This window comes from Variovorax sp. PEI5, assembly GCF_056679935.1.
Genome location: NZ_CM155257.1, coordinates 1,860,086 through 1,885,135, shown reverse-complemented (window position 1 = coordinate 1,885,135; position 25,050 = coordinate 1,860,086). Strand labels below are relative to the sequence as shown.

Here is a 25,050-nt window from a genome sequence, read left to right as displayed (position 1 = left end):
GTATCCATGAAACCCATCCAAGTCGGCCTGCTGGGCATCGGCACCGTCGGCAGCGGCACGTTCAACGTGCTGCGCCGCAACCAGGAAGAGATCAAGCGCCGCGCCGGCCGCGGCATCGAGATCGCGATGGTGGCCGACCTCGACGTCGAGCGCGCCCGCGCCGTCGTGGGCGAGGGCGCGCGCGTCGTCGCCGATGCGCGCGAGGTCATCGCGAACCCCGACATCGACATCGTCGTCGAGCTGATCGGCGGCTATGGCATCGCCCGGCAGCTGGTGCTCGAGGCCATCGCCGCGGGCAAGCACGTGGTGACGGCCAACAAGGCGCTGCTGGCCGTGCACGGCACCGAGATCTTCGCGGCGGCGCAGCAGCGCGGCGTGATGGTGGCCTTCGAGGCCGCCGTGGCCGGTGGCATCCCGATCATCAAGGCGCTGCGCGAGGGCCTCACGGCCAACAGCATCCAGTGGATCGCCGGCATCATCAACGGCACCACCAACTTCATCCTCTCGGAGATGCGGGACAAGGGGCTCGACTTCGCGACCGTGCTCAAGGAGGCGCAGCGCCTGGGCTATGCCGAGGCCGATCCGACCTTCGACATCGAGGGCGTCGACGCCGCCCACAAGATCACGCTGATGAGCGCCATCGCCTTCGGCATGCCGGTGCAGTTCGACAAGGCGCACGTCGAGGGCATCACCCAGCTCGCCGCCCAGGACATCAAGTACGCCGAGCAGCTGGGCTACCGCATCAAGCTCCTGGGCATCACGCGCCGCGCCGCCGGCGGCATCGAGCTGCGCGTGCATCCGGCGCTGGTGCCGGCCAAGCGGCTGCTGGCCAACGTCGAGGGCGCCATGAACGCGGTGGTGGTGCACGGCGATGCCGTCGGCACCACGCTCTACTACGGCAAGGGCGCCGGCAGCGAACCGACGGCGAGCGCCGTGATCGCCGACCTGGTCGACATCACGCGCCTGCACGAGGCCGACGCCGCGCAGCGCGTGCCGCCCCTCGCCTTCCACCCCGACGCCATGAACGACCACCTCGACGTCGTGCCCATGCGCGAGGTCGTCACCAGCTACTACCTGCGCCTGCGCGTGGCCGACGAGGCCGGCGTGCTGGCCAAGGTGACCGGGCTGCTGGCCGAGGCCGGCATCAGCATCGACGCCGTGCTGCAGCGCGAGGCCGACGAGATCGGCGGCGAGGGCTCGACCCAGACCGACGTCATCATCCTGACCCACGACACGCGCGAAGGCACGCTCGACGACGCCATCGCCCAGCTGCAGGCCCTGCCCACCGTGCTGGCGCCGATCGTGCGCCTGCGCAAGGAGGAGCTGAGCTGATGCACTACCTCTCCACCCGCGGCGACGCCACGCCGCGCCGCTTCTGCGACATCCTGCTCGAGGGCCTGGCGCCCGATGGCGGCCTGTACCTGCCGGCGCACTATCCGCAGGTCGACGCCGCCACGCTCGGGCGCTGGCGCGCGCTGCCCTATGCCGAGCTGGCCTTCGAGATCCTCTCGCTCTACATCGACGACATCCCGGCCGAGGACCTGCGCGCGCTGTGCGCGAAGACGTACACGGCCGAGGTCTTCGGCAGCGCCGAGATCGTGCCGCTGCGCGAGCTGGAGGACGCCACCTACCTCGAGGCCCTGTCCAACGGCCCGACGCTGGCCTTCAAGGACATGGCGATGCAGCTGCTGGGCAACCTGTTCGAATACGAACTGGCGCGCCGCGGCGAGACGCTCAACATCCTCGGCGCCACCAGCGGCGACACCGGCAGCGCGGCGGAATACGCGATGCGCGGCAAGCGCGGCATCCGGGTCTTCATGACCTCGCCGGACGGGCGCATGAGCCCGTTCCAGCAGGCGCAGATGTTCAGCCTGCAGGACGCCAACATCCACAACATCGCCATCGACGGCGTGTTCGACGACTGCCAGGACATCGTCAAGGCGGTCTCCAACGACCTGCCTTTCAAGCGCCAGTACCGCATCGGCACGGTCAACTCGATCAACTGGGCGCGCCTGCTGGCGCAGGTGGTCTACTACTTCGCCGGCTATTTCCAGGCCACGCCCTCGAACGACCGGCAGGTCAGCTTCTCGGTGCCCTCGGGCAACTTCGGCAACGTATGCGCCGGCCACGTGGCGCGCATGATGGGCCTGCCGATCCGCACCTTGGTGGTGGCCACCAACGAGAACGACGTGCTCGACGAGTTCTTCCGCACCGGCGTCTATCGCGTGCGTTCGGCCGCCGACACGCACGAGACCTCCAGTCCCTCGATGGACATCAGCAAGGCCAGCAACTTCGAGCGTTTCGTCTTCGACCTGCTCGGCCGCGACGGCGCACTCACGCGCAATCTGTTCGAGGGCGAGATCGGCCGTCATGGCCGCTTCGACCTGAGCGCCGACCCGCGCTTCGCCGAGGCCGCGACGCGCTTCGGCTTCGCCAGCAGCCGCAGCACGCATGCCGATCGCCTGGCCACCATCCGCGACACCGACCGGCGCTTCGCCACCCTGATCGACACTCACACCGCCGATGGCCTGAAGGCCGCGCGCGAGCACCTGACGCCCGGCGTGCCGATGATCGTGCTGGAGACGGCCCTGCCGATCAAGTTCGCCTCCACCATCGTCGAGGCGCTCGGTCACGAGCCGGATCGGCCGGCGAGGTTCGAGGGCATCGAGGCCTTGCCCAAGCGGGTGCACAAGCTGGCCGCCGATGCCCGGGCCGTCAAGGCCTTCATCGCGCAGCACTGCGAACCGGCGACCGCGTGAGCGGCCGGTCCGGCGGCTCCACCGCATGAAAGCCATCGGCTTCGCCGGCTATTCGGGCGCGGGCAAGACGACCCTGGTCGAGCGCCTGATCCCGTTGCTCAAGGCCCGGGGCCAGCGCGTGTCGGTGGTCAAGCATGCGCACCATCGCTTCGACATCGATCACCCCGGCAAGGACACCTATCGCCATCGCGAGGCCGGCGCCTTCGAGGTGGTGGTGGCCTCCGACCGCCGCCTGGCGCTGATCCGCGAGTTCGAGCAGCCGGCGCAGCCCTCCGTGCACCAGCTCATCGCCGAGCTCGATCACGGGGTCGACTGGGTGCTGGTCGAAGGCTTCCGGCATGCCGATCTGCCCAAGATCGAAGTCTGGCGCGAGGCCGCCCCCGAAGCCGCGCCGCGGCCGCCGCACTATGCCGAGGATCCCCACGTGGTGGCCGTCGCCACCGACGCGCCAGGACGCCTGCCGCATCCGACCGCCTTGCCGGTGCTTGATATCAATGACGCCGACGCGGTCGTGGCCTGGCTGCTCGCACAGTCCGACCGCTTCGACTACAAGCTCCCTGCCCATGCCTGAACCGATCGTCTCCGCCACTCCGGCCGCTCCCGCCCCACGGCCTGCCCTGATGCCGCTGGAGACCGCGCTGGCGACCCTGCTGTCGCAGGCCGCGCCGGAGCCGGCGACCGAGAGCGTCTCGACCTTCGAGGCCGACGGCCGCGTGCTGGCGCTCGATGTCGTCTCCGGCCTGACCGTGCCGCCGCACGACAACAGCTCGATGGACGGCTATGCCGTGCGCAGCGCCGATTGCGCCGTGCCCGGGGTCGAGCTGCCGGTGTCCCAGCGCATCCCGGCTGGCAGCGTGGGCGCGCCGCTGGCCATCGGCAGCGTCGCGCGCATCTTCACCGGCGCGCCGATCCCGGCGGGCGCCGACGCGGTCGTGATGCAGGAGGACGTCGTCCCCGGCAATGGTCCCGATCAGGTCCGCATCGGCAGCACGCCGAGCGCCGGCCAGTGGATCCGCCGCGCCGGCGAGGACGTGGCCCGGGGCGACGTCGTGCTCGTCCGTGGCCGGCGCCTGACGCCCGCCGCCCTGGGACTGGCCGCCAGCGTGGGCCTCGACCGTCTTCAGGTGGCGCGCCGTCCGCGCGTCGCGCTGCTGTCCACCGGCGACGAGCTGGTGATGCCGGGCGAGGTCGCGCCCGAGGCGATGAAGCCCGGCACCATCTACAACTCCAACCGCTTCTTCATGCGGGCCCTGCTCGCGCGACTGGGGTGCGAGGTCACCGACCTGGGCCTGGTGGCGGACCGGCTCGACGCCACCATCGACGCCCTGCGCACGGCGGCGGTCTCGAACGACCTGATCGTCACCACCGGCGGCGTCTCGGTCGGCGAGGAGGACCACATCCGGGTCGCGATCGAATCGCTCGGCCGGCTCTCGTTGTGGTCGCTGGCGATCAAGCCCGGCAAGCCCTTCGCGTACGGCCGCATCGGCGCGGCGCACGTCACCGGACTGCCGGGCAATCCGGTGTCGAGCTTCATGACCTTCCTGCTGCTGGTACGGCCCTTCGTGCTGCGGCTGCAGGGCGTCGAGCAGGTCGAGCCGCAGGCCGTGTCGATGCGCATCGACGCCGACTGGCCGCGCCCCGACCGGCGGCGCGAATTCCTGCGGGCGCGCCGCAATGCCGCGGGCGGGCTCGACCTGTTCCCCAACCAGAGTTCGGGCGTGCTGACCTCCATGGCCTGGGGCGATGGCGTGATCGACACGCCGGCCGGCCAGCCCCTGCGGCGGGGCGACATCGTTCGGTTCATCCCGTTCGATGGCCTGCTGGCCTGATGGCCCGCCTCGTCCGACGACCGACCAGACATTTCCCGATCCCGCCATGAAAACCATCCGCATCCGCTACTTCGCTTCCGTGCGGGAGGCACTGGGCAGCGGCGAGACGATCCGGTCCGAGGCCGCGACCCTGGCCGGCCTGCGCGACGAACTCATCGCACGCGGCGGCGCCCATGCCACGGCGCTGGCGCGCGGCAAGGCCGTGCGCATGGCGCGCGACCAGGTCATGAGCCCGGAGGACGCGATCCTGGAGGACGGCGCCGAGATCGCCTTCTTCCCCCCGGTCACCGGCGGTTGAGCATGGCGCAGATCGACCCCCGTCCAGCGCGCGTCTCGATCCAGACGCAGGACTTCGACCTGCAGCGCGAGATCGAGGCGCTGCACGGCACGGACGCGCGCGTGGGCGCCGTCTGCAGCTTCGTCGGCACGGTGCGCGACCGCAACGACGGCAGCCAGGTCGCCTCGATGGAGCTGGAGCACTACCCGGGCATGACCGAGCGGGCGATCGAGGCCATGATCGACCAGGCCCACGCCCGCTTCGACATCGTCGGCGCCCGCGTCGTGCACCGGGTCGGCCTGCTGCAGCCGCTCGAGCGCATCATGATGGTCGCCGTGGTGTCGGCGCATCGCGGCGCCAGCTTCCAGGCCTGCGAGTTCCTGATGGACTATCTCAAGACCCAGGCGCCGTTCTGGAAGAAGGAACAGACACCCGAGGGCGCGCGCTGGGTCGACGCCCGCGTCGCCGACGATGCCGCGCTCGCGCGCTGGGGCATCGAGGCCTCCAACGCCTGAGCGGGCCCCGGCGCCGGCCTCAGGCGGGCCGGAAGCCGTTGGCGCGGATGATCCGCTGCCACGACTGCGTATAGGTGCGCACCCGCCCGGCGAACTGGCCCTGCGGCTCGTAGCCCACGCTCAGGCCCATCGTGGTCAGTCGCTGGCGCACGTCGGGCATCGCCAGCACCTTGGCCAGGGCCGCGCCGAAGCGGTCGATCACCGGTTGCGGCGTGCCCACCGGCGCGAAGATGCCGTAGTAGGGCAGGTCGTCGAGGTTGGCGAAACCGAGTTCGCCGAAGGTCGGCACCTGCGGCAGCAGCGGCTGGCGCCTGGCGCCGATGGTCGCGACGATGCGGACCTTGCCGGCGCGGTGGTTCTCGATGAAGTCGGGCACCGAGGCGATGCCGGCGCCGATCTGGTCGCCCAGCATGTCGGCCATGAGGGGCGCGCTACCGCGGTAGGGCGCGGCCTGGATGTCCAGGCGGGTGCGCTCGGCGATCAGCCGCACCAGGAACTCCGGGATCGACGCCGGCGCCGGCACGCCGATGGTGTCGCGTCCGCCGCGCCGGTTGCGCACCCAGGCGATGTACTCGTCGAAGCCACGCGCCGGCGTGCCACCCGAGACGGCCAGCACGTTGGCGAAGCTGGCGAAGCCGGCCACCGGCACGAAGTCGAGCGCCGGGTCGAAGCCCGGGTTCTTCACCACCTGCGGCAGGATCGAGATGGTGTGGTCGTGCGACAGCATCAGGGTGTGGCCGTCGGCCGGCGCGGCCTTGAGCGCCTGGGCCGCGATCTGGCCACCGGCGCCGGCGCGGTTCTCCACCACCACCGGGGCGCCGAGTTCGTCCTTGAGCTTCTCGCCCAGCGCGCGCGCGATGGCATCGCTGCCGGCACCGGCCGGAAAACCCACCAGCAGGCGGATGGGCGCGCCACCGCCCTGCGCGCGGGTGGGGCCGGCGGCCAGGGCCGCCAGGCCACCCAGGCCGGCTGCCAGCACATCGCGCCGTGAAGGAGGGGTTCGCATGATCGATGTCATAGGTTTGCGTCGAAGGAGGGAGTAGATTGAGAGACATGGAACGCGCGGCCACATGGCCCGGCCGGCCCTTGAATCGCGGCGCCATGGTCTTATTTTCAGTCCAAGGAAACATTCGCCATGCGTCAAGACAAACTCACCACCAAATTCCAGGAAGCCCTCGGCGACGCCCAGTCGCTCGCCCTGGGCAACGACAACGCCTACATCGAGCCGGTCCATCTGCTCGCGGCCATGCTGCGCCAGGACGAGGGACCGCGCGCTCTGCTCGAGCGCGCCGGCGTCAACGTCGCCGGCCTGTCGCAGGCGGCCGAGGCCGCCATCAAGAAATTGCCGCAGGTCCAGGGCGGCGAAGCGGTGCAGGTCGGCCCCGAGCTCAACCGCCTGCTGCAGGCGACCGAGAAGGAAGCCATCAAGCGCAACGACCAGTTCATCGCCGGCGAGCTCTTCCTGCTGGCGCTCGCCGACAGCAAGGCCGACATCGGCAACCTGGCGCGCGGCCAGGGCCTGGCGCGCAAGTCGCTCGAGTCGGCCATCGATGCCGTGCGCGGCGGGCAGGGCGTCCACAGCGCCGATGCCGAGGGCCAGCGCGAATCGTTGAAGAAATACACCATGGACCTCACCGAGCGCGCCCGTCGCGGCAAGCTCGATCCCGTGATCGGCCGCGACGAGGAGATCCGCCGCGCCATCCAGGTGCTGCAGCGCCGCACCAAGAACAACCCCGTGCTGATCGGCGAGCCGGGCGTGGGCAAGACCGCCATCGTCGAAGGCCTGGCGCAGCGCATCGTCGCCGGCGAGGTGCCCGAGTCGCTCAAGGGCAAGCGCGTGCTGTCGCTCGACATGGCCGCGCTGCTGGCCGGCGCCAAGTTCCGCGGCGAGTTCGAGGAGCGCCTGAAGAGCGTGCTCAACGAGCTGGCCAAGGACGAGGGCCAGACCATCGTCTTCATCGACGAGCTGCACACCATGGTGGGCGCCGGCAAGGCCGAGGGCGCGATGGACGCGGGCAACATGCTCAAGCCCGCGCTCGCGCGCGGCGAACTGCACTGCGTGGGCGCCACCACCCTGGACGAATACCGCAAGTACATCGAGAAGGATGCCGCGCTGGAGCGCCGCTTCCAGAAGATCCTGGTGGGCGAGCCGACCGTGGAGGCGACCATCGCCATCCTGCGCGGCCTGCAGGAGAAGTACGAGGTGCACCATGGCGTCGACATTACCGACCCGGCCATCGTCGCGGCCGCCGAGCTGTCCGACCGCTACATCACCGACCGCTTCCTGCCCGACAAGGCGATCGACCTGATCGACGAGGCGGCGGCCAAGATCAAGATCGAGATGGACTCCAAGCCCGAGGTCATGGACCGGCTCGACCGCCGGCTGATCCAGCTGCAGATCGAGCGCGAGGCCGTGCGTCGCGAGAAGGACGAGTCCTCGCAGAAGCGCTTCGGCCTGATCGAGGAGGAGATCGCGCGGCTGCAGAAGGAGATCGCCGACTACGACGAGATCTGGCAGGCCGAGAAGGCCCAGGCCCAGGGCAGCGCGCACATCCGCGAGGAGATCGACAAGCTCAAGTTCCAGATCGACGAGTTCACGCGCAAGGGCGACTTCAACAAGGTCGCCGAGCTGCAGTACGGGCAGCTGCCCGGCCTGGAGAAGCGCCTGAGGGAGGCGCAGGAGAGCGAGACCCACCGTGGCAAGGGCAGCACGCCCACGCTGCTGCGCACGCAGGTCGGCGCCGAGGAGATCGCCGAGGTCGTGGCGCGCGCCACCGGCATCCCGGTGGCCAAGCTGATGCAGGGCGAGCGCGACAAGCTGCTGGTCATGGAGGACAAGCTGCACGAGCGCGTGGTCGGCCAGGACGAGGCCATCGGCGCGGTCGCCAATGCGATCCGGCGCTCGCGCTCGGGCCTGTCGGACCCGAACCGCCCGACCGGCAGCTTCCTGTTCCTGGGTCCCACGGGCGTGGGCAAGACCGAGCTGTGCAAGGCGCTCGCGGGCTTCCTGTTCGACAGCGAGGACCATCTCATCCGCATCGACATGAGCGAGTTCATGGAGAAGCATTCGGTCGCGCGCCTGATCGGCGCGCCACCGGGCTACGTCGGCTACGAGGAGGGCGGCTACCTGACCGAGGCGGTGCGCCGCAAGCCCTACAGCGTGGTGCTGCTCGACGAGGTCGAGAAGGCCCATCCGGATGTCTTCAACGTGCTGCTGCAGGTGCTCGACGACGGCCGGCTGACCGATGGCCAGGGCCGCACGGTGGATTTCAAGAACACCGTCATCGTCATGACCAGCAACATCGGCTCGCCGATCATCCAGTCGATGGTGGGCCGGCCGTCCGAGGAGATCAAGGAAGCGGTGTGGGACGAGCTGAAGAACTACTTCCGCCCGGAATTCCTCAACCGCATCGACGAGACCGTGGTGTTCCATGCGCTCGATGCCAGGAACATCGAATCGATCGCGGCGATCCAGCTCAAGGTGCTGCAGGCGCGGCTGGCGAAGATGGACCTGTTCCTCGACGTCTCGGCGGCGGCATTGGCCGAGATCGCCAAGGTCGGCTTCGATCCGGTGTTCGGCGCGCGGCCGCTCAAGCGCGCCATCCAGCAGCGCATCGAGAATCCGCTCTCGAAGCTGCTGCTCGATGGCAGCTTCGGGCCGAAGGACACGATCCACGTCGCCACCGATCCGATCCAGTCGCCGGGACAATTCACCTTCAAGCGCATGGGGGAACCATCGGCAGAGGCTCTGGCCTAATGCCGATGATGAACTTTTTCATTCGTATCGTCCTGTTCCTCCTGGGCTTGATCGTCGCGACGGGCCTGTTCTTCCTGGTGGCCGTGCTGGCCGCCGTCTGGGGTGCCCGCTATGGCTGGGCGCGCCTGACCGGCAAGCCGGTGTCGCCCTGGGCCGCCATGGCGGGCCGTTTCGATCCGCGCAGCGGCTTCGAGCGTTTCCGCGCGGCGGGCCGGGCGGCCGAGCCGAGTGCCGCCGACGTGGTCGGCGCGCGCGCCCGGGGCGAGTCGGTGCGCAGTCCGGTCGCGCTGGGTCCGGCCGACGACGTGACCGACGTGCGCGCCCGACCGGCGGCGCGCAACGACTGACCTCCCACGCCACGCGTGCGCCGCTCCGCGCACGGGTGCGCGGTCGGGGCTGAAGCGGCCGCAGCGGCCGCGTCCGGTCATCCCTCGATAGACTGAGCGTATGAACGTGCGTTTCCTCGAAGCCTTCGTCTGGGTCGTCAAGCTCGGCAGTTTCAAGGCTGCCGCCGAGAAGATGAACACCACCCAGGCCGGCATCTCCAGCCGCATCGCCACGCTGGAGGAGCAGTTCGGCGTGCGCCTGTTCGACCGCGAGCACCGGGGCGTCATGCTGACCTACCACGGCACCGAGCTGCTGCCCCATGCGGAACGCATGCTCGAACTGCAGGCCCGCATGGTCGTGGCCATGGGCCAGACCGACGCCTTCTCGGGCATGCTGCGCATCGGCGTCATCGAGACCGTGGCCCATACCTGGCTGCCCGACCTGTTCTCGCGTTTCGCCGAGCGCTATCCCAACGCCACGCTCAACCTGGTGTGCGACATCACCCCGCGCCTGCGCGACGACCTGCTGCGCGGCACGCTCGACTGCGTGATCCTGTCGGAGGAGATCACGCCCGGCTTCATCGACAACCGGCGCATCGCCAACCTGGCGATGCGCTGGGTGGCCAGCCCCTCGCTGGCGCTGAGGTTCCCCTCGCGCCGCCTGCTGTCCTTCGCCGACATCGCGGAGCAACCGATCATCTCGTTCAACCGCGAGTCGAGCGTCTATCGCAACATCGCGCAGAACGCCGCCGGCTGCGCCAAACTGCGGGTGAGCTACTTCTCGTCGATCGGCGCGATGGTCGACCTGGCGCGCAGCGGCTTCGGCACGGCGCTGCTGCCACCGGCCGTGATCCAGCAGGACCTGCGCGACGGCCGGCTGGTCGCGCTCGATGTCGATCCGGTGCCGATCGCGCTGCCGCTGGTGGCCAGCCGGCGGCTGGAGCCGACATCGCCGCTGGCCGAAGCGCTCGTCGGCATGGCGCAGACCTCCTGCGACCAGTTCCTGTCGACCTGCCGCGACGACGCGCGCGCGCCCTGATCCGGCGCATGCCGCGCCCGATCGTGGGGCGGGCCGATGCGCCAGGGCCGTGCATCACGAAACCCTATCGATCGTCGAAAGAATTTCCCGTTTGACCCCGGGCGGTCGCGCGACAACACTGCGCGCCATGCACAGTCCCATGATCGCCCGGCGCCATCGCGAGTTCTTCGCGATCCGTCCCGATGACGCCTCCACCGCGTGGTCGCCCGTGGCCTGCACGGCCGGGCGCATCGACGAGATCCTGCTGGTCGACGACCTCGACACGGTCGCCGCCACGGGGTCGCGCACCCGGCTCGCGCGCTGGTCGCCCGGCGCGCTGATCGACCGGCCGGTGGTCCACGACTTCCACGAGCAGGTGTTCGTCGTCGAGGGCGATCTGGTGGTCGGCTGCGACGACCGGGGCGAGGGCGGTGAGAGCTTCGGCCCCTACACCTTCGCCTGCCGGCCTCCGGGCGCCGTGCATGGTCCCTTCACCTCGCGAACCGGCTGCGTGCTGTTCGAGATCCAGTACTACGAATGAACACCGTCGCCTCTTTCCCCGCTTCCACCCCGGCCACCGGCGCGACGACCGGCGCCGGCCTCGACGCCCGCCGGCGGGTGCGCGACGGCGGCCATGCCGGCCACACCGCCGGCATGGCGCCGGGTCACGTGCAGGGCAACCTGGTGATCCTGCCGCAGGCCCAGGCCGACGATTTCCTGCGCTTCTGCCAGCGCAACCCCAAGTCGTGCCCGCTGCTGGCGGTCTCGGAGCCGGGCGATCCGGCGCTGCCGTCGCTCGGCCGGGACATCGACATCCGCAGCGACGTGCCGCGCTATCGCGTCTGGCGCGATGGCGTGCTGGTCGACGAGCCGACGGATGTCACCGCTCTCTGGCGCGACGACCTCGTGAGCTTCGTGATCGGCTGCTCGTTCTCGTTCGAGGAGGCGCTGCTCGAAGCCGGGGTGCCCTTGCGCCACGTCGCCGAGGGCCGCAACGTCGCCATGTACCGAACCAGCGTCCCGACGGTGCCCGCCGGCATCTTCCAGGGTCCGCTGGTGGTGTCGATGCGGCCCATGAACGCGGCCGATGCGATCCGCGCGGTGCAGGTGACCTCGCGCTTCCCGCAGGTGCATGGCGCGCCGGTGCACCTGGGCCGGCCCGACCTGATCGGCATCGCCGACCTCGCCAGGCCCGACTTCGGCGAACCGGTCGCCATCCTGGACGACGAGCTGCCCGTGTTCTGGGCCTGCGGCGTGACGCCGCAGTCGGTGGTGATGGCCGCCCGGCCGCCGTTGTGCATCACGCACGCGCCCGGCTGCATGCTGATCACGGACCTGCTGAACCACCGCATCGCCAGTTTCTAGCGCGGACCGCGCGCGATCCCTCGCCCCGTACCTTTCCTTCCCGTTCCCTCTTCGCGTCCCCCAGGAGTCCATCCGATGAAGCGTTCCCCGTCCCCCCTCGCCGCCGTCGCCTCCGTGGCCGCGGCCGTCCTGCTGCTGGCCGGCACCGCCGTCGCCCAGGTGCCCGCCGGCCCCAAGGTCGCCGTGCAGGCCATCACCCAGGTATCGCCGAACCTGCCGCAGTACACCAAGGTCGACCAGCCCCTGCTGCGCGACGGCATCGCCAAGGCCACCAACGGCCGCGTCGAGGTCACGCTGTCGTCCTGGCCGGAGCGCAACGTGAACGGCCCCGAGGTGCTGCGCCTGGTGCGCTCGGGCCAGGTCGACATCGCCGCCGCGCCGCTGACCACCGTCTCGGGCGACGTGCCGATGCTCGACGGCGTCGACCTCGCCGGCATGAACGCCGACATCGCGCAGGCCCGCAAGGTGGCCGATGCCATGGTGCCGGTGGCCAACAAGGATCTCGAACGCCTGGGGATCAAGCTGGTGGCGACCTATCCGTTCTCCGGCCAGATGCTGTTCTGCCGCAAGCCGGTGGCGAGCCTGGCCGACCTCAAGGGCCTGAAGGTGCGCACCAACGGTCCGTCGGCCTCCGACCTCATCAAGTCGCTCGGCGGCCAGCCGGTGTCGCTAGCCTTCGGCGAGGTCTACACCGCGCTGGAACGCGGCACGGTCGACTGCGGCATCACCGGCGCCGGATCGGGCAACGGCGTGAAGTGGCCGGAAGTCTCGACGCACCTCTACACGCTGCCGCTGTCGTGGTCGACCTCGGGCTACTTCGTCAACCTGGCGTGGTGGAACAAGCTCGACCCGGCCATCCGCGCGCAGTTCGAGAAGACCATGTCCGAGGTCCAGGAGGCGCAGTGGAAGCTGGGCGTGGAGGCCACCAACGACGGCGTCGCCTGCAACGTCGGCCGCGCCGATGGCTGCAAGCTGCACACGCTGATGAAGAAGCCGATGGTCGAGGCCAAGCCCGAGGCCGCCGTCGCCGCCGCGCTGCAGAAGCACGTCGCCGACGACGTGCTGCCCGGCTGGGTCAAGCGCTGCGGTGAACGCTGCGCCACGACCTACACCCAGGTGATCGCCCCGATCACCGGCATCAAGTACACGGCCAAGTGATGTTCCGCGCGCTCGAATGGGTGAGTGCCAAGGCGATGACCATCGCCGGCTGGTGCTATCTGGTGATCACGCTGCTGATCTGCTTCGACATCGCCGCGCGGCGCCTGCTGGGCTTCTCGACCGAGGCGACCACCGAGATCACCGGCTACCTGATGGCGATCGGCATGAGCTGGGGCCTGGCGGGCACCCTGTTCGAGCGCGGCCACGTCCGCATCGACGTGCTGGTGCAGAAGATGCCGCTGGGCGTGCGCGTCTGGCTGCACCTGGCCTCCCTAGTGGCGCTGATGGTGGCCTCTGGCTTCTTCGCCTGGGGCGCCTTCTCGCTGACCCGGGATTCGTGGGACTTCGGCTCGACCGACCTGTCGGCGCTGCACACGCCGCTGGCGGTGCCGCAGGGCCTGTGGGCCGCCGGCCTCGGCCTGCTGCTGCTGGCCGTGGTGGCCCTGGCCGCGCGCGCCGTGCGCCAGCTCGCCACTGGCGATGCCGACGGCATGGACCGCATGCTGATGGCCCGCACCTATGTCGACGAGGCCACCGAGACCCTGGAGGCCGTGGCCGAGGCGCAGCAGGGCATGCAGTCGCCCGTGCCGCAGCCGGCCACCGCGGGAGCCGCCCGATGATCGCCATCGTCTTCATCGTCGCCATCGGCCTGCTGATCGGCGGCGCCTCGCTCTTCGGCGTGCAGGGCCCGGCCGCGGCCGCCTCGGCCAGCGTGCCGTGGTGGGCCCTGGCCAGCGTGCTGGTCGCCTTCGTCGGCTTCTTCGCCGGCGGCATCTATGTCGGCGCGGCCCTGGCCGTGCTGTCGCTGCTGGCGGGCTTCGGATTGTCGGACCGGCCGTTCTGGAACTTCATCGGCGAGATGATCTGGAGCCCGTCGACCAACTTCGTGCTGGTGTCGGTGCCGCTGTTCCTGCTGATGGGGGAGGTGATGCTGCGCGCCGGCCTGTCGGAGCGGCTCTACCGCGCCCTCAACATCTGGATGGGGCGCCTGCCCGGCGGCCTGCTGCACACCAACATCATCTCCTGCGGCGTGTTCTCGGCCGTGGCCGGCTCCAGCGTGGCGACCGCCGCCACCATGGGCTCGGTCGCGCTGCCGTACTTCGAGAAGAGCCACTATCCGCCCAAGCTGGTGCTGGGTTCGCTGGCCGCCGGTGGCGCGCTGGGCAACCTGATCCCGCCGGGCATCACCTTCATCATCTACGGCCTGATCACCGAGACCTCGGTGGGCGCGCTGTACCTGGCGGCGGTCGGCCCGAGCATCCTGGTGGTGGCGCTGTTCACCGCCGTCATCCTGTACTACAGCTACAGGCTCAAGCTGCATGGCGACGAGGCCTCGCGGGCCATCACCTGGAAGCACCGCATCGCCAGCCTGTCGGACCTGGTGCCGACGGCGCTGCTGATCACCCTGGTGCTGGGCACCATCTACGCCGGCTGGGCCACGCCCACCGAGTCGGCCGCGCTCGGCGTGGCGGGCAGCCTGGTGCTGGCGCTGGCCGACCGCAAACTGAAGTGGAAGATGCTGTCGGAATCGATGAAGGCGACCGCGCGCACGACCTCGATGATCGCGCTGATCCTGTTCGGCGCCTACTTCCTCAACTACATCCTGTCGTCCCTGGGCATCCCGCAGATGCTGGCGAAGTTCCTCACCGGCCTGCCATTTCCGGGCTGGGTGATCATGCTGGTGATCATCGGCTTCTACCTGGCGCTGGGCACCTTCATGGAGGGCATGTCGATGGTGATCACCACCATCCCGCTGCTGTTCCCGGTGGTGACGGCGCTGGGCTACGATCCGATCTGGTTCGGCGTGGTCATCACCATGCTGGTGGAGATCGCCATGATCAGCCCACCCGACGGCACCGTGCTCTACGTGTTGCAGGGCATGCGCCGGCAGCCCGGGCCGATCACCGACGTCTTCGCCGGCGTGCTGCCCTTCATGTTCGTCTACATGCTCGCGATCATCGTGCTGATGGTGTTCCCCGCCATCGCGCTGTGGCTGCCGGCCTATCTCATGTGACTCCCTCCCGCACAGGTTCATCCATGTCATCGACCCTTCCGCATCTCTCCTTCGCCTGCGAGGCCGTGGCCGCCGACGGCACCCGCGCGACGCGGCTCTTGCACGTGGCGCCGCGCCAGCTGGTCATCGCCGGCTGGACCGGGCGCGACGCCGCCGCCATCGAGCACCACATCGAGGAGCTCGAGGCCATCGGCGTGCCCCGGCCGTCCAGCGTGCCGCTCTACTACCGCGTCGGCGCCGCGCTGCTCACGCAGTCGGGCGTCATCGAGGCGCTGGGGCCGCACAGCTCGGGCGAGGCCGAGCCGATGCTGTTCTTCGCCGCCGGCGAATGGTGGCTCACGGTCGCCTCCGACCACACCGACCGCCAGGTCGAGACCTATTCGGTCGCCGTCTCCAAGCAGATGTGCGCCAAGCCCGTGGCCACCACCGCCTGGCGCTGGAGCGATGTCGCCGGTCACCAGGACGAGCTGCAGCTGCGCTCGCGCATCCTGGAGGAGGGCCGGTGGGTCGACTACCAGGAGGGCACCTTCGCATCGATCCGGCCGCTGGCCGGCCTGCGCGACGGCATCTATGCGGCCGAAGGCGGCATCGAGGGCCGGTTCATGACCTGCGGCACGCTCGGCGCGATCCCGAACGCGCGCGGCGAAGGCATCCGGCCGGCCACCGAGATGGAGCTGGAGATCCACGACCCGCGCCACCGGCGCAGCATCGTCCACCGCTACGCCGTGCAGGCGCTGGAGGTGATCGCGTGACGGCCGCGGCGGACCTGGGCGCGGGTGGGACGGCGGGCCATGGCATCGCCGCCCTGCGCGAGCGCATCGCGAGCGGCGCGCTGTCCCACGAGGCCCTGGTGACGCAGGCGCTCGACGGCGCGGCCGCCGCCCCGGCGCGGTACGTGTTCACCCGGCTCTATGCCGACGCGGCCCTGGCCGCCGCCCGCCACGCGGATGCCGCCCGGCGCGCCGGTGTCGCGCTGCCGGTCCTGGCGGGCCTGCCGGTGACGGTGAAGGACCTCTACGACGTCGCCGGCGAGACCACGCTGGCCGGCTCGGTGGTCTGCGAGGGCGAACCCGCGGCGGTGGCCGACGCGGTGGCGGTGGCGCGCCTGCGCACCGCCGGCGCCGCCATCGTCGGCAAGACCAACATGACCGAGTTCGCCTTCTCCGGCGTCGGCATCAACCCGCATCTGGGAACGCCGCGCCATCCGGCCGATCCGGCCGTGGCGCGCATCCCGGGCGGCTCGTCGTCGGGCGCGGCGGTGTCCGTGGCGCTCGGGCTGGCGGTGGCCGGGCTCGGCTCGGACACCGGCGGCTCGATCCGCATCCCGGCCGCGCTCTGCGGCCTGGTGGGCTTCAAGAGCACGCAGTCGCGCGTGCCGCGCACCGGCGCGTTCGAGCTGGCGCGTTCGCTCGACACCGTCTGCGCCATGACGCGCAGCGTGGCCGACTGCCTGTGGGTCGATGCCGCCATCGCCGACGCCCCGCTGGTGGTGCGCCATCGGCCGCTGCAGGGCCTGCGCCTGGCGGTGCCGCGCACCGTGATGTTCGACGGCATCGAGCCGGCGGTGGCCCAGGCCTTCGACCGCGCGGTCGACCGGCTGTCGGCGGCCGGTGCCCGGATCGTCGACGTGCCGCTGGCCGAGCTGGCCGAGATCGCGCAGATCAACGCGCCCGGCGGCTTCTCGCCCGTGGAGGCGGCGGCGGTGCATCGCGATCGCATCAGCGCGCATCGTGAGCGCTTCGACCCGCGCGTCGCCGCGCGCGTCGAGCTGGGCATGTCGGTCGCCGCGGCCGACTACATCGTCATGCAGGACCGGCGGCGCGACTGGATCGGCCGCGTCGAGGGCGCGCTCGAAGGCTTCGACGCGCTGCTCTGCCCGACGGTGCCGATCGTGGCGCCGGCGATCGACGCGCTCGCCGTCGATGCCGAGTTCTTCAAGGCCAACGGCCTGCTGCTGCGCAACACCTTCGCCATCAACTTCCTCGATGGCTGCGCCTTCAGCCTGCCGTGCCAGCGCGCGGGCGACCTGCCGGTGGGGCTGATGCTGTCGTCGGTGCGCGGCGACGACGCGCGGCTGGCGGCGGTCGCGCTGGCGGTCGAGGCGGCCCTCGCGGCGGCCTGACACGATCGGGCGGCCGGCGGCCCGGGGGCGCGCGGCATCGCCGGCGGGCCCAGCTTCCGGGACAATCGGCGCCATGAGCACGCGCCCGACCTCCATCCCCATCGACCCCGACGAGGTCGAGCTGAGCGCCATCCGCGCCCAGGGCGCGGGTGGGCAGAACGTCAACAAGGTGTCGAGCGCCGTGCACCTGCGCTACGACATCGGCGCGAGTTCGCTGCCGCCGGATGTCAAGGAGCGGCTGCTCGCCCTGCGCGACAGCCGCATCACCCAGGAAGGCGTGCTGGTGCTCAAGGCGCAGCAGCACCGCACCCAGGAGATGAACCGCGCCGATGCGCTGGCGCGATTGCAGGCGGTGGTCGACAGCGTCGCCGTGCCGCCACGCATCCGCCGCGCCACCAAGCCTTCCTATGGCTCTAAGCAGCGACGGCTGGAGGGCAAGAGCCAGCGCTCGGAGATCAAGAATCTGCGTGGGCGGGTGAGGGATTGAGCGCCACCTCGCCGGTCGCGATGGCCTGGCCGGCCGTGCCGGCCGCGTGCCCCGGTTCGGCCACCGACCGGACGGCGACCGGCGCGTCCTGTGGCCCCGGCCGCTCGAGTGCCGCCAGGGCGGCCAGCGCTTCGGCATCCGTCCGGTAGCTCGCCAGCAGCGGATCCGGCGTCAGCAGCCCGGCGTTCTCCAGCACCGTCTGCGCCGGCAGCTTCAGGCCGCTCAGGAGCAGGGCGATGCCACGGCCGGCCAGCGTCTGGCGGATCGAGCCGAAGACCTCCGCGCCGGTCACGTCGATGCGGTTGATGGGTTGCGCGAACAGGCACACCGCCCGCAGCCCGGGCCGCGCCGCGATCTGCTGGCCGATGGCGCGTTCGAGCGTGCTGGCCGAGGCGAAGTCGAGCTCGGCATCCATGCGCAGCGCATAGACGTCGGGCGCGAGCGGCGGCAGGTGCCACAGGTGGCGGTCGCGCAGGCTGCCGTCGGCATGCAGCCCGACCTCGATGATGCGCGGATGCAGGTGCCGGTACATGTAGTGGCTCAGGCTCATCAGCAGGCCGGCGAGCACGCCCCAGTAGATGTCCGGTGTCGTGACGACCGTCAGCGCGAACGTCACCAGCGCCGTGATCGCCTCGACGCGCGAGACGCGCCAGAGCTGCACGAAGGCGCGCGGCTTGATGAGACCCAGGATGGCCGTCACCACCAGCCCCGCCAGCACGGCCTGCGGCACGTGATAGAGCAGCGGCATCATCCACAGCAGCGCCAGCCCGATCAGCACCACGCACACGATGGTGGCCCAGCCCGTCTGGGCACCGGCATAGAGGTTGATGGCCGAGCGCGAGAACGACGAGCTGGTGGCGAAGCCGCCCGAGAAGCCGGAGGCGATCTTCGCCAGCCCCTGGCCGATCAGGTCCTGGTTCTCGTTCCACAGCTTGCCGGCGCGGCCGTTGTCGATCTTGGCGCTCGAGGCCGTCTCCAGGAAGCTCACCAGCGTGATCATGCAGGCCGGCAGCAGCAGCGTGCCCAGGGTGCCGATGGAGACCGCGCCCGGCCAGTAGAACGAGGGCAGCCCGCCCGGCAGCGCGCCGACCACCGCCCCGCCGCGCAGCGCATAGCCGAACGCCATGCTCGCCAGGGCACCGATGACGACGACGATCATCGCCGCCGGCAGCCGGGGCCAGCGCTGCTTGGCGAGCCACAGCGCGGCCATGGTGCCGAGTCCGAAGACGATGGCGGCGACGTCGGGCGGTGGCCCGTCGAGCACGCGCGCGATCGGCCGGCCCGTGAAGCCCAGCAGCGCCGGCAGCTGCGAGGCCACGATCAGCAGCGCCGCGCCCTGGGTGAAGCCGATCAGCACCGGCGAATTGACGAGCTTGAGGAGCCAGCCGAAGCGACCGATGCCCAGCACCAGCTGGATCGCGCCGGACAGCAGCGCCAGCCACACCGCCAGGGACACCCATTCGGCGCTGCCCGGGATCGCCAGCGGTGCGAGCGAGGCGCCGATCAGCAGGCTGGTCAGCGCGGTCGGTCCGACCGACAGGCGCGCCGAGGCGCTCCACAGCACGCCGACGAGGGCCGGCAGGAACGAGGCGTAGATGCCGGTCACCAGCGGCATGCCGGCGAGCGCGGCATAGGCCACGCCTTGCGGGATCACGAACATCGCCACCGTCAGGCCGGCGACGATCTCGCCGCGCAGCGTGGCGCGATCGGGGCGGGGCCAGCCCAGGAAGGGCAGCCAGCGCGTCAGGTGCGCGCGGGTCGTCGATCTGCTCATCGGTCCTCGGGCCTGGACGAAAGCCGTGGTTTGCGGTGCTGGAAGGTGGTGGGCGAGCGGCCGGTGGCGGCCTTGAACATGGCGCAGAAGGCACTGTCGGTGGCATAGCCGCTGGCACTGGCGACCTGGCTGACGGGCATGCCGCGCGCGAGCAGCGGCAGGGCGTGCGCCATCACCGCATGCTGGCGCCACTGCTGCCAGCCCATGCCGAGCTGATCGCGGAACAGGCGCGCCACGGTGCGTTCGCTGGCGCCGATGGCCGCCGCGCGCTCGGCCAGCGTGGCGCGGTCGGCCGGGTTGCGCAGCAGCGTCTCGCACAGCTGGCGCAGGCGCTTGTCGGCCGGCAGCGGGACGTCGATGCGGATCTGCGGGGCGCGGCCGAGTTCGTCGATCAGGAGCGGCGCGATCATGCGCTCGCGCTGGGGCGCGTGGCTGTCGGCCGGTGGCAGGCCGTCGGGCGTGGTGTCCAGGGCCAGCATCAGGGCACGCAGCAGCGGGCTGATCTCCAGCACCTCGCAACGCTCCCAGCCCGGCGCCAGCCAGGCATGCAGGTAGACCGTGCGCAGCTCGGCGTCCTCGATCAGCGTGATGCTGTGCGGTACGTTCGCCGGCACCCACAGGGCGCGCGACGGCGGCACGATGTAGCTGCCGTCGCGCGTGCTCAGGCGGATCACGCCACGGGTGGAGAAGGTGAGCTGGGGCCAGGGGTGCACGTGCAGCTCGACATGCGTGTCGGCCTTGAGGAAATGCTCCTTGGCCCGCAGCGGCCGCACGGCATCGGGCGCATAGAGGTGCGGCGTGAGCGGACCCACATGGGTCGTCGAACCGGTGGCGGCGAGGCGCAGGTGGTTGCGCCTGCGGGAAGGGATGGCTGCTGCGGACCCGGAAGCGGCGGGTTGCTCGGGATCGACGGAATCGACTGTCATGGTTTCGACATAGGTTGTCCTTCTATCGCCATTCTGACGCCGCCGAGCGGCCTACGATCAAGACCTCCCGGTTTTTCTCTCGGCCCGCCATCATGCCTGCTCCCCACGCGCCGTCCGCGTCCGTCGCGACACCCACCCTCAGGGCCGATGCCCAGCTGATCGGCCTCGTCGGCCTCGGGCACGCGGTCAGCCACTTCAGCCAGCTGGTGCTGGCGCCGCTCTTCCCGTGGCTGAAGGAAGCCTTCGACGTCAGCTACATCCAGCTCGGCGCCGTGCTGACGGTGTTCTTCGTGGTGTCGTGCCTGGTGCAGGCGGCCTCCGGCTTCGTGGTCGACAAGCTCGGTCCGCGGCCGGTGCTGTTCGTCGGCCTGGCGATGCTCGCATTGGCCGCCTTCGGTTATGCCGTGGCGCAGAGCTACTGGATGCTGCTGATCAGCGCCATGGTGGGGGGCGTGGGCAACGGGGTGTTCCATCCGGTCAACTACACGCTGTTCAACCGCAAGGTGGCGCCGACGCGCCTTGGCCACGCCTACAGCGTCCACGGCATCACCGGCAGCCTGGGCTGGGCGCTGGCACCGGCGTTCGTGGTGCCGCTGGCCATGGCGTATTCGTGGCGTGTGGCGCTGGCGGCGGCCGGTGGCGTGGCGCTGGCGGTGCTGCTGCTGCTCTGGCTGTATCGCGGAGTGCTCGCGCTCGACGTCAAGGCGGTGCTCAAGGCGACGGGGCAGGGCGTGCCGGGCGCGCCGCACGCGGCCGTGTCGGGGCAGTTCGATTTCCTGCGCATCCCGGCGGTCTGGATGTGCTTCGGATTCTTCTTCTTCTACGCCATGGTCATCAGCATCGTGCAGACCTTCGCGCCGGTGGCCGCCGGCCATCTGCACGCGGTGCCGCTGGCGCTGGTGGCGATGTGCCTGACGATCTACATGGGCGCGGGAGCGGCGGGCATGGTGCTGGGCGGCTTCCTGGCGTCCGATCCGTCGCGCTGCGAGCGCATCGTGGGAGCGGGATTCGGCATCGCCGCGTCGCTGGCGCTGGTGCTGGCCTTCGCCGACTTCGCGCCGCTCATGGTGCCGGTGATCTTCGGTGCCATGGGCTTCGCCTCGGGCATCGCCGGGCCGTCGCGCGACCTGCTGGTCAAGCGCTCGACGCCGCCCAACGCCACCGGCCGCGTCTATGGCGTCGTGTACGCCGGGCTGGACATCGGCCAGGCGGCCGCGCCGCTGGTCTTCGGTGGCCTGATGGACCAGGGCCGCTATCGCAGCGTGATCGTCGGTCTGGCGATCGTGCAGGCGGTGCTGATCGCCAGCGCCTTCAACGTGCGCCGCGCGCGTCGGGAAGCCCTGCTGCCGGTCTCCGCGTCGGCATGAGCGACTTCGCGCCATCGCTCTACCTGATCGTCGCGCTCGGTGCCGCCGTCGCGGGTTTCGTGCAGGGCCTCTCGGGTTTCGCCTTCGGGCTGGTGGCGATGTCGTTCTGGGCCTGGACGGTCGAGCCCCGGCTGGCCGCCGTGCTGGCGGTCTTCGGCGCGTTGACGGGCCAGGTGATCGCCGCCGTCACCGTGCGGCGCGGTTTCGACCCGCGCCTGCTGCTGCCGTTCGTGCTGGGTGGCCTGGTGGGCGTGCCGGTCGGCGTCTGGCTGCTGCCCCGGATCGATGCGGTCGCGTTCAATGCCGGTCTCGGTGCGCTGCTGGTGGTCTGGTGCTCGGCCATGCTGATGGCGCGCCGCCTGCCTCGCCTGCGATGGGGTGGGCGGGTGGCCGATGGCGTCTCGGGCCTGCTGGGTGGGGTGTGCGGTGGCATCGGCGGCTTCACCGGCCCGGTGCCGACCCTGTGGTGCACGCTGCGCGGGCTCGAGCGCGACGTGCAGCGCTCGATCGTGCAGAACTTCAACCTGTCCATGCTGGCCGTGTCGTTCGCGGTCCATGCCGCGGCCGGACACGTCACGGCGGCCATGCTGCCCCTGCTGGCGCTGGTGGCGGTCTGCGTGCTGGTGCCGGTGCTGCTGGGCGCGCGCCTCTACGTCGGCATCAGCGATGCGGCCTTCCGCCAACTGGTGCTGGCATTGCTGACGGCATCGGGGCTGGCCCTGCTGGCGGGATCGCTGCCGGTGTTGTGGGCGCGCTGAGGCGGCTTCCTCGGCGCGTCACGGCGTCGGCGCGCGGGGTTCGTTCCAGATGCGGTGCCAGAGCGCTCCGAGGCCGTCGATGGGCGCCTTCCAGGGCTGCTGGCGCGGCGGGATCGCCCGCCAGCGTCCGGTGCCGTCGCTGCGCGCCACCTCGAACTGGAAGGTGTAGCTCGGTGCCTCGCCCATCCGCAGGTCCGACAGCACCAGGAGGCCGTCGGGCGTGCGCTGCGCCCGCATGAAGCCACCATTGAACCAGGCGAGCCGGCGCACGGCCGGCACGTCGCCCGCTTCACCCAGCGCTCGCGTGTCCGACGGATAGGCGCGGAAGGCCATCGGGCCCCGGTCGGCGATCAGCGAATGTTCGCCTTCGAGATAGCCCGTCGGCGTCAGCGCGACGACGCGCCAGAGCAGCGTGTTCAGCGGAGTCGGTCCGGCCAGGCGCGGCGCGTCCGCCAGGCCCAGGGCGGCCAGCGCGCGATCGGCCTCGCGCTCGGCCGCCTGGCGCGCCAGCAGCGATCCGCCCAGGTAGATGCTGCTGATCGCGAGCGCGCCCACGAGCGCCTGCTGCGCCCGGCGCATCCGCAGCGGTCGCCGCGCCCGTGCATCGGCGGCGGCCCACCAGGCGTAGACGCAGGCGGCCAGCAGCCACAGCGTGTAGGCCGGGTCGATGATGAAGATGCTCGACCACGACACCGGCGGCGTCGGCAGCGGCCACCACAGCTGCGTGCCGTAGACCGTGAAGGCGTCGAGCAGGGGATGCGTGACCAGCGCCAGTTCGATGGCCCAGAACCAGCGTCCCGGCGCCTCGCCCACGCGTCCGCCCCGGCGCCTGAACAGCCACCAGATCAGCAGGCCGACGAAGGGCAGCACCAGCAGCGAATGGCTGAAGCTGCGATGCATCGTCATCAGGGTCACCGGATCGTCGGTGAACAGCTTCAGCAGCAGCCCGTCGAGATCGGGCAGCGTGCCGAGCGCGGCACCGGCGAGGAGGGCGGCGCGGCGCTGGCGGGCCGGGGCGATGGCGGCGGCCACGGCGCCGCCGAGCACGATCTGGGTCAGGGAATCCATGCGGCCGATGCTAGCGTCGGCCGGACGCCGCGTGCCGTCTAGGCCCGTGCGGGTGCCAGCAGCGCATCGAGCGCGTGCAGGCCGGTGATCGTCTTCATGCAGGCATCGGCCACCTCGGTGCCCTTGACGGCGAAGTGCTGGTGGAAGTACTTGCGATGCTCCACGTGCTCGTGGAAATGGTGCGGCGTGAGGACCGCCGACAGCACCGGCACATCGGTCTGAAGCTGCAGCGACATCAGTGCCTCGACCACCGTGGCGGCGACGAACTCGTGGCGGTAGATGCCGCCATCGACCACCAGGGCGCAGCCCACGATGGCGGCATAGCGGCCCGACAGCGCGAGCCGGCGCGCATGCAGCGGAATCTCGAAGGCGCCCGGCACGTCGATGACGTCGATGCGCTCGCGTGGAAAGCCTTGGCGCGCCATCTCGGCGAGGAAGGCATCGCGTGCCTGGTGGACGATGTCGGCATGCCACTGGGCCTCGACGAAGGCGATGCGGCGGGCGCCGTCGTCGGCGCTCGCTGAGGACATGGCGGAGAGGGGAAGGTCGTTGATCTGACTCATGGTGGGCCTCGGGCTTCGAACGGGCGAAGCGGGTTTTCCTGAATCAGGGCGCACGAAGCCCATGATCGATCCGGCATGCGCGATGCCTGATGGCCGACCATCGGTTCGCGCTCTCTTTCATCCGGACTGTGACCGTCGGCCCCGGAGTCGAACCGGGTCTGCTGACCCCGCCACGCGCTGGGCACGGCAGGCGCTCGCGGGCTTGTGCGAATGGATCGCCATCACCGCCGGTGGGGAGTTCCGCCCCGCCCTGAGAACGCTTGGATGCTCCGGCAGGACCGGAGCGGAACCGATTCTAGGCAGGGCGACGGGGCCATGCTGTCACGGGCGTTGCGACCATCCGGCCGGTGTGACTTCCCGGCTGCGGGACGAAAAAAAAGCCGGCACGGGGCCGGCTTCTTCTGTGGGTCCGGGAGGTCCGCCAGCGCGGCCGCCCGATCCGATCACTTGACGTGCTTGCCGATCAAAGCGGCGAGTTCGAACATCGACACCTGCGACTTGCCGAAGATGGCCTTGAGCTTGTCGTCGGCATTGATGTTGCGCTTGTTGTCCTTGTCCTGCAGGTTGTTCTTCTTGATGTAGTCCCACAGCTTGCTGACCACCGCGGTGCGGGGCAGGGGCGTGGAGCCGACGACGGCTGCGAGCTCCGCGCTGGGGGTCAGTTCCTTCATGAAGGCGGCGTTGGGCGTGCGCTTCTTCGCCGGTGCGGCGGTCTTGGAAGCAGCAGCCTTCTTGGCCGGCGCGCCCTGGTCGGCCGTGGCTGTCTTCGCGGGAGCTGCGGCCTTCTTCGCAGGTGCCGCGGCCTTCGAGGCCTCGGTCTTCTTGGCCGGAGCCTTCTTTGCAGTTGCCATGGTTGATTTCCTTGTTGGATTTGGAGGTCTCGCCAATGAAAAATCAGGTCTCCATTGGAAGATCGCATGCTAAAGGAGAAGAAACACGTTTCCAAGGGAAAAAGGGACTTTTCGCT

The 25,050-nt window shown here is 70.4% G+C and carries 25 protein-coding genes and 1 riboswitch; of the genes, 19 read left to right on the top strand and 6 right to left on the bottom strand.

The features are described 5' to 3' along the window. Positions 1-6 precede the first annotated feature (6 nt). The 6 genes from AC1MLT_RS08675 to AC1MLT_RS08650 are packed head-to-tail and all read left to right on the top strand — an operon-like array spanning position 7 to position 5,380. On the top strand, positions 7-1,332 hold the full coding sequence (locus tag AC1MLT_RS08675; RefSeq protein ID WP_481031918.1) for a homoserine dehydrogenase: 1,326 nt from the start codon (positions 7-9) through the stop codon (positions 1,330-1,332). Further along, entirely contained in the window at positions 1,332-2,759 is a 1,428-nt protein-coding gene (thrC, locus tag AC1MLT_RS08670) for a threonine synthase (RefSeq protein ID WP_481031916.1), read from the top strand. The genes AC1MLT_RS08675 and thrC overlap by 1 nt, the downstream gene beginning before the upstream one ends. Before the next feature lie 25 nt (positions 2,760-2,784). After that, positions 2,785-3,330: a molybdopterin-guanine dinucleotide biosynthesis protein B gene (gene mobB, locus AC1MLT_RS08665; RefSeq protein ID WP_481031914.1), complete on the top strand. Its 546-nt coding sequence runs from the start codon at positions 2,785-2,787 to the stop codon at positions 3,328-3,330. Then, on the top strand, positions 3,323-4,588 hold the full coding sequence (locus AC1MLT_RS08660) for a molybdopterin molybdotransferase MoeA (RefSeq protein ID WP_481031912.1): 1,266 nt from the start codon (positions 3,323-3,325) through the stop codon (positions 4,586-4,588). Before mobB ends, AC1MLT_RS08660 begins: the two co-directional genes overlap by 8 nt. Before the next feature lie 46 nt (positions 4,589-4,634). After that, positions 4,635-4,886, top strand: a complete 252-nt coding sequence (locus AC1MLT_RS08655) for a MoaD/ThiS family protein (protein ID WP_481031911.1) — start codon at positions 4,635-4,637, stop codon at positions 4,884-4,886. 2 nt (positions 4,887-4,888) lie between these two features. Then, complete coding sequence (locus AC1MLT_RS08650) at positions 4,889-5,380, top strand: molybdenum cofactor biosynthesis protein MoaE (protein WP_481031909.1); 492 nt, start codon at positions 4,889-4,891, stop codon at positions 5,378-5,380. A 19-nt stretch (positions 5,381-5,399) separates the two neighbouring features. Here the strand turns inward: AC1MLT_RS08650 and AC1MLT_RS08645 are convergent, their stop codons facing one another. Continuing rightward, on the bottom strand, positions 5,400-6,386 hold the full coding sequence (locus AC1MLT_RS08645; protein WP_481031907.1) for a Bug family tripartite tricarboxylate transporter substrate binding protein: 987 nt from the start codon (positions 6,384-6,386) through the stop codon (positions 5,400-5,402). A gap of 129 nt (positions 6,387-6,515) precedes the next feature. Between AC1MLT_RS08645 and clpB the strand changes: the two genes are divergently transcribed. From clpB to arfB, 11 genes are all read left to right on the top strand, one after another. Continuing rightward, complete coding sequence (gene clpB / locus AC1MLT_RS08640; RefSeq protein ID WP_481031905.1) at positions 6,516-9,137, top strand: ATP-dependent chaperone ClpB; 2,622 nt, start codon at positions 6,516-6,518, stop codon at positions 9,135-9,137. Positions 9,138-9,142: 5 nt separating this feature from the next. Next, the gene (locus tag AC1MLT_RS08635; RefSeq protein WP_481031903.1) at positions 9,143-9,484 is read left to right on the top strand and encodes a hypothetical protein; all 342 of its coding nucleotides are present in this window, start codon (positions 9,143-9,145) and stop codon (positions 9,482-9,484) included. Positions 9,485-9,584: 100 nt separating this feature from the next. Beyond that, complete coding sequence (locus AC1MLT_RS08630; RefSeq protein WP_481031901.1) at positions 9,585-10,502, top strand: LysR family transcriptional regulator; 918 nt, start codon at positions 9,585-9,587, stop codon at positions 10,500-10,502. A 127-nt stretch (positions 10,503-10,629) separates the two neighbouring features. Further along, entirely contained in the window at positions 10,630-11,022 is a 393-nt protein-coding gene (locus tag AC1MLT_RS08625; RefSeq protein ID WP_481031899.1) for a cupin domain-containing protein, read from the top strand. Further along, positions 11,019-11,846: a putative hydro-lyase gene (locus AC1MLT_RS08620; RefSeq protein WP_481031897.1), complete on the top strand. Its 828-nt coding sequence runs from the start codon at positions 11,019-11,021 to the stop codon at positions 11,844-11,846. The genes AC1MLT_RS08625 and AC1MLT_RS08620 overlap by 4 nt, the downstream gene beginning before the upstream one ends. Positions 11,847-11,921: 75 nt before the next feature. Further along, a complete protein-coding gene (locus AC1MLT_RS08615; protein ID WP_481031895.1) occupies positions 11,922-13,004 on the top strand; it encodes a TRAP transporter substrate-binding protein in 1,083 nt (360 codons plus the stop codon). Then, the gene (locus AC1MLT_RS08610) at positions 13,004-13,624 is read left to right on the top strand and encodes a TRAP transporter small permease subunit (RefSeq protein ID WP_481031893.1); all 621 of its coding nucleotides are present in this window, start codon (positions 13,004-13,006) and stop codon (positions 13,622-13,624) included. The genes AC1MLT_RS08615 and AC1MLT_RS08610 overlap by 1 nt, the downstream gene beginning before the upstream one ends. After that, positions 13,621-15,018 (top strand): TRAP transporter large permease, encoded by a 1,398-nt coding sequence (locus AC1MLT_RS08605; RefSeq protein WP_481031891.1) that lies wholly within the window; start codon positions 13,621-13,623, stop codon positions 15,016-15,018. The genes AC1MLT_RS08610 and AC1MLT_RS08605 overlap by 4 nt, the downstream gene beginning before the upstream one ends. A gap of 23 nt (positions 15,019-15,041) precedes the next feature. Continuing rightward, the gene (locus tag AC1MLT_RS08600) at positions 15,042-15,770 is read left to right on the top strand and encodes a DUF2848 domain-containing protein (RefSeq protein ID WP_481031889.1); all 729 of its coding nucleotides are present in this window, start codon (positions 15,042-15,044) and stop codon (positions 15,768-15,770) included. Next, positions 15,767-17,140 carry an amidase gene (locus tag AC1MLT_RS08595; protein WP_481031887.1) on the top strand — a complete coding sequence of 458 codons (1,374 nt, stop codon included), beginning with the start codon at positions 15,767-15,769 and terminating at the stop codon, positions 17,138-17,140. Before AC1MLT_RS08600 ends, AC1MLT_RS08595 begins: the two co-directional genes overlap by 4 nt. A 73-nt stretch (positions 17,141-17,213) precedes the next feature. Continuing rightward, the gene (gene arfB / locus AC1MLT_RS08590; protein WP_481031885.1) at positions 17,214-17,627 is read left to right on the top strand and encodes an alternative ribosome rescue aminoacyl-tRNA hydrolase ArfB; all 414 of its coding nucleotides are present in this window, start codon (positions 17,214-17,216) and stop codon (positions 17,625-17,627) included. Here arfB and AC1MLT_RS08585 read toward each other — a convergent pair. Then, complete coding sequence (locus AC1MLT_RS08585) at positions 17,596-19,401, bottom strand: SulP family inorganic anion transporter (protein WP_481031883.1); 1,806 nt, start codon at positions 19,399-19,401, stop codon at positions 17,596-17,598. The genes arfB and AC1MLT_RS08585 overlap by 32 nt on opposite strands. After that, positions 19,398-20,327: an AraC family transcriptional regulator gene (locus AC1MLT_RS08580; protein ID WP_481031881.1), complete on the bottom strand. Its 930-nt coding sequence runs from the start codon at positions 20,325-20,327 to the stop codon at positions 19,398-19,400. Before AC1MLT_RS08580 ends, AC1MLT_RS08585 begins: the two co-directional genes overlap by 4 nt. Before the next feature lie 92 nt (positions 20,328-20,419). Between AC1MLT_RS08580 and AC1MLT_RS08575 the strand changes: the two genes are divergently transcribed. Continuing rightward, positions 20,420-21,694 carry an MFS transporter gene (locus AC1MLT_RS08575; RefSeq protein WP_481031879.1) on the top strand — a complete coding sequence of 425 codons (1,275 nt, stop codon included), beginning with the start codon at positions 20,420-20,422 and terminating at the stop codon, positions 21,692-21,694. After that, positions 21,691-22,452, top strand: coding sequence for a sulfite exporter TauE/SafE family protein (locus AC1MLT_RS08570; RefSeq protein WP_481031877.1), 762 nt, complete (start codon positions 21,691-21,693; stop codon positions 22,450-22,452). The genes AC1MLT_RS08575 and AC1MLT_RS08570 overlap by 4 nt, the downstream gene beginning before the upstream one ends. A gap of 18 nt (positions 22,453-22,470) precedes the next feature. Here the strand turns inward: AC1MLT_RS08570 and AC1MLT_RS08565 are convergent, their stop codons facing one another. The 3 genes from AC1MLT_RS08565 to AC1MLT_RS08555 all read right to left on the bottom strand — a co-directional run bounded on the left by AC1MLT_RS08565 (position 22,471) and on the right by AC1MLT_RS08555 (position 24,934). Further along, entirely contained in the window at positions 22,471-23,520 is a 1,050-nt protein-coding gene (locus AC1MLT_RS08565; RefSeq protein ID WP_481031875.1) for a metal-dependent hydrolase, read from the bottom strand. A gap of 38 nt (positions 23,521-23,558) precedes the next feature. Further along, entirely contained in the window at positions 23,559-24,083 is a 525-nt protein-coding gene (locus AC1MLT_RS08560) for a 6,7-dimethyl-8-ribityllumazine synthase (RefSeq protein ID WP_481031873.1), read from the bottom strand. Between the two features lie 105 nt (positions 24,084-24,188). Next, positions 24,189-24,345: riboswitch (FMN riboswitch) on the bottom strand. Positions 24,346-24,526: 181 nt separating this feature from the next. Beyond that, on the bottom strand, positions 24,527-24,934 hold the full coding sequence (locus AC1MLT_RS08555; RefSeq protein WP_481031871.1) for an SWIB/MDM2 domain-containing protein: 408 nt from the start codon (positions 24,932-24,934) through the stop codon (positions 24,527-24,529). Between the last annotated feature and the right edge of the window lie 116 nt (positions 24,935-25,050).

What these genes read in the sequence shown, in the direction of transcription:
- AC1MLT_RS08675 (WP_481031918.1), top strand. Translation starts at nt 7, where the DNA reads ATGAAACCCATCCAAGTCGGCCTGCTGGGCATCGGCACCGTCGGCAGC.
- thrC (WP_481031916.1), top strand. Translation starts at nt 1,332, where the DNA reads ATGCACTACCTCTCCACCCGCGGCGACGCCACGCCGCGCCGCTTCTGC.
- mobB (WP_481031914.1), top strand. Translation starts at nt 2,785, where the DNA reads ATGAAAGCCATCGGCTTCGCCGGCTATTCGGGCGCGGGCAAGACGACC.
- AC1MLT_RS08660 (WP_481031912.1), top strand. Translation starts at nt 3,323, where the DNA reads ATGCCTGAACCGATCGTCTCCGCCACTCCGGCCGCTCCCGCCCCACGG.
- AC1MLT_RS08655 (WP_481031911.1), top strand. Translation starts at nt 4,635, where the DNA reads ATGAAAACCATCCGCATCCGCTACTTCGCTTCCGTGCGGGAGGCACTG.
- AC1MLT_RS08650 (WP_481031909.1), top strand. Translation starts at nt 4,889, where the DNA reads ATGGCGCAGATCGACCCCCGTCCAGCGCGCGTCTCGATCCAGACGCAG.
- AC1MLT_RS08645 (WP_481031907.1), bottom strand. Translation starts at nt 6,386, where the DNA reads ATGCGAACCCCTCCTTCACGGCGCGATGTGCTGGCAGCCGGCCTGGGT.
- clpB (WP_481031905.1), top strand. Translation starts at nt 6,516, where the DNA reads ATGCGTCAAGACAAACTCACCACCAAATTCCAGGAAGCCCTCGGCGAC.
- AC1MLT_RS08635 (WP_481031903.1), top strand. Translation starts at nt 9,143, where the DNA reads ATGATGAACTTTTTCATTCGTATCGTCCTGTTCCTCCTGGGCTTGATC.
- AC1MLT_RS08630 (WP_481031901.1), top strand. Translation starts at nt 9,585, where the DNA reads ATGAACGTGCGTTTCCTCGAAGCCTTCGTCTGGGTCGTCAAGCTCGGC.
- AC1MLT_RS08625 (WP_481031899.1), top strand. Translation starts at nt 10,630, where the DNA reads ATGCACAGTCCCATGATCGCCCGGCGCCATCGCGAGTTCTTCGCGATC.
- AC1MLT_RS08620 (WP_481031897.1), top strand. Translation starts at nt 11,019, where the DNA reads ATGAACACCGTCGCCTCTTTCCCCGCTTCCACCCCGGCCACCGGCGCG.
- AC1MLT_RS08615 (WP_481031895.1), top strand. Translation starts at nt 11,922, where the DNA reads ATGAAGCGTTCCCCGTCCCCCCTCGCCGCCGTCGCCTCCGTGGCCGCG.
- AC1MLT_RS08610 (WP_481031893.1), top strand. Translation starts at nt 13,004, where the DNA reads ATGTTCCGCGCGCTCGAATGGGTGAGTGCCAAGGCGATGACCATCGCC.
- AC1MLT_RS08605 (WP_481031891.1), top strand. Translation starts at nt 13,621, where the DNA reads ATGATCGCCATCGTCTTCATCGTCGCCATCGGCCTGCTGATCGGCGGC.
- AC1MLT_RS08600 (WP_481031889.1), top strand. Translation starts at nt 15,042, where the DNA reads ATGTCATCGACCCTTCCGCATCTCTCCTTCGCCTGCGAGGCCGTGGCC.
- arfB (WP_481031885.1), top strand. Translation starts at nt 17,214, where the DNA reads ATGAGCACGCGCCCGACCTCCATCCCCATCGACCCCGACGAGGTCGAG.
- AC1MLT_RS08585 (WP_481031883.1), bottom strand. Translation starts at nt 19,401, where the DNA reads ATGAGCAGATCGACGACCCGCGCGCACCTGACGCGCTGGCTGCCCTTC.
- AC1MLT_RS08580 (WP_481031881.1), bottom strand. Translation starts at nt 20,327, where the DNA reads ATGACAGTCGATTCCGTCGATCCCGAGCAACCCGCCGCTTCCGGGTCC.
- AC1MLT_RS08575 (WP_481031879.1), top strand. Translation starts at nt 20,420, where the DNA reads ATGCCTGCTCCCCACGCGCCGTCCGCGTCCGTCGCGACACCCACCCTC.
- AC1MLT_RS08570 (WP_481031877.1), top strand. Translation starts at nt 21,691, where the DNA reads ATGAGCGACTTCGCGCCATCGCTCTACCTGATCGTCGCGCTCGGTGCC.
- AC1MLT_RS08565 (WP_481031875.1), bottom strand. Translation starts at nt 23,520, where the DNA reads ATGGATTCCCTGACCCAGATCGTGCTCGGCGGCGCCGTGGCCGCCGCC.
- AC1MLT_RS08560 (WP_481031873.1), bottom strand. Translation starts at nt 24,083, where the DNA reads ATGAGTCAGATCAACGACCTTCCCCTCTCCGCCATGTCCTCAGCGAGC.
- AC1MLT_RS08555 (WP_481031871.1), bottom strand. Translation starts at nt 24,934, where the DNA reads ATGGCAACTGCAAAGAAGGCTCCGGCCAAGAAGACCGAGGCCTCGAAG.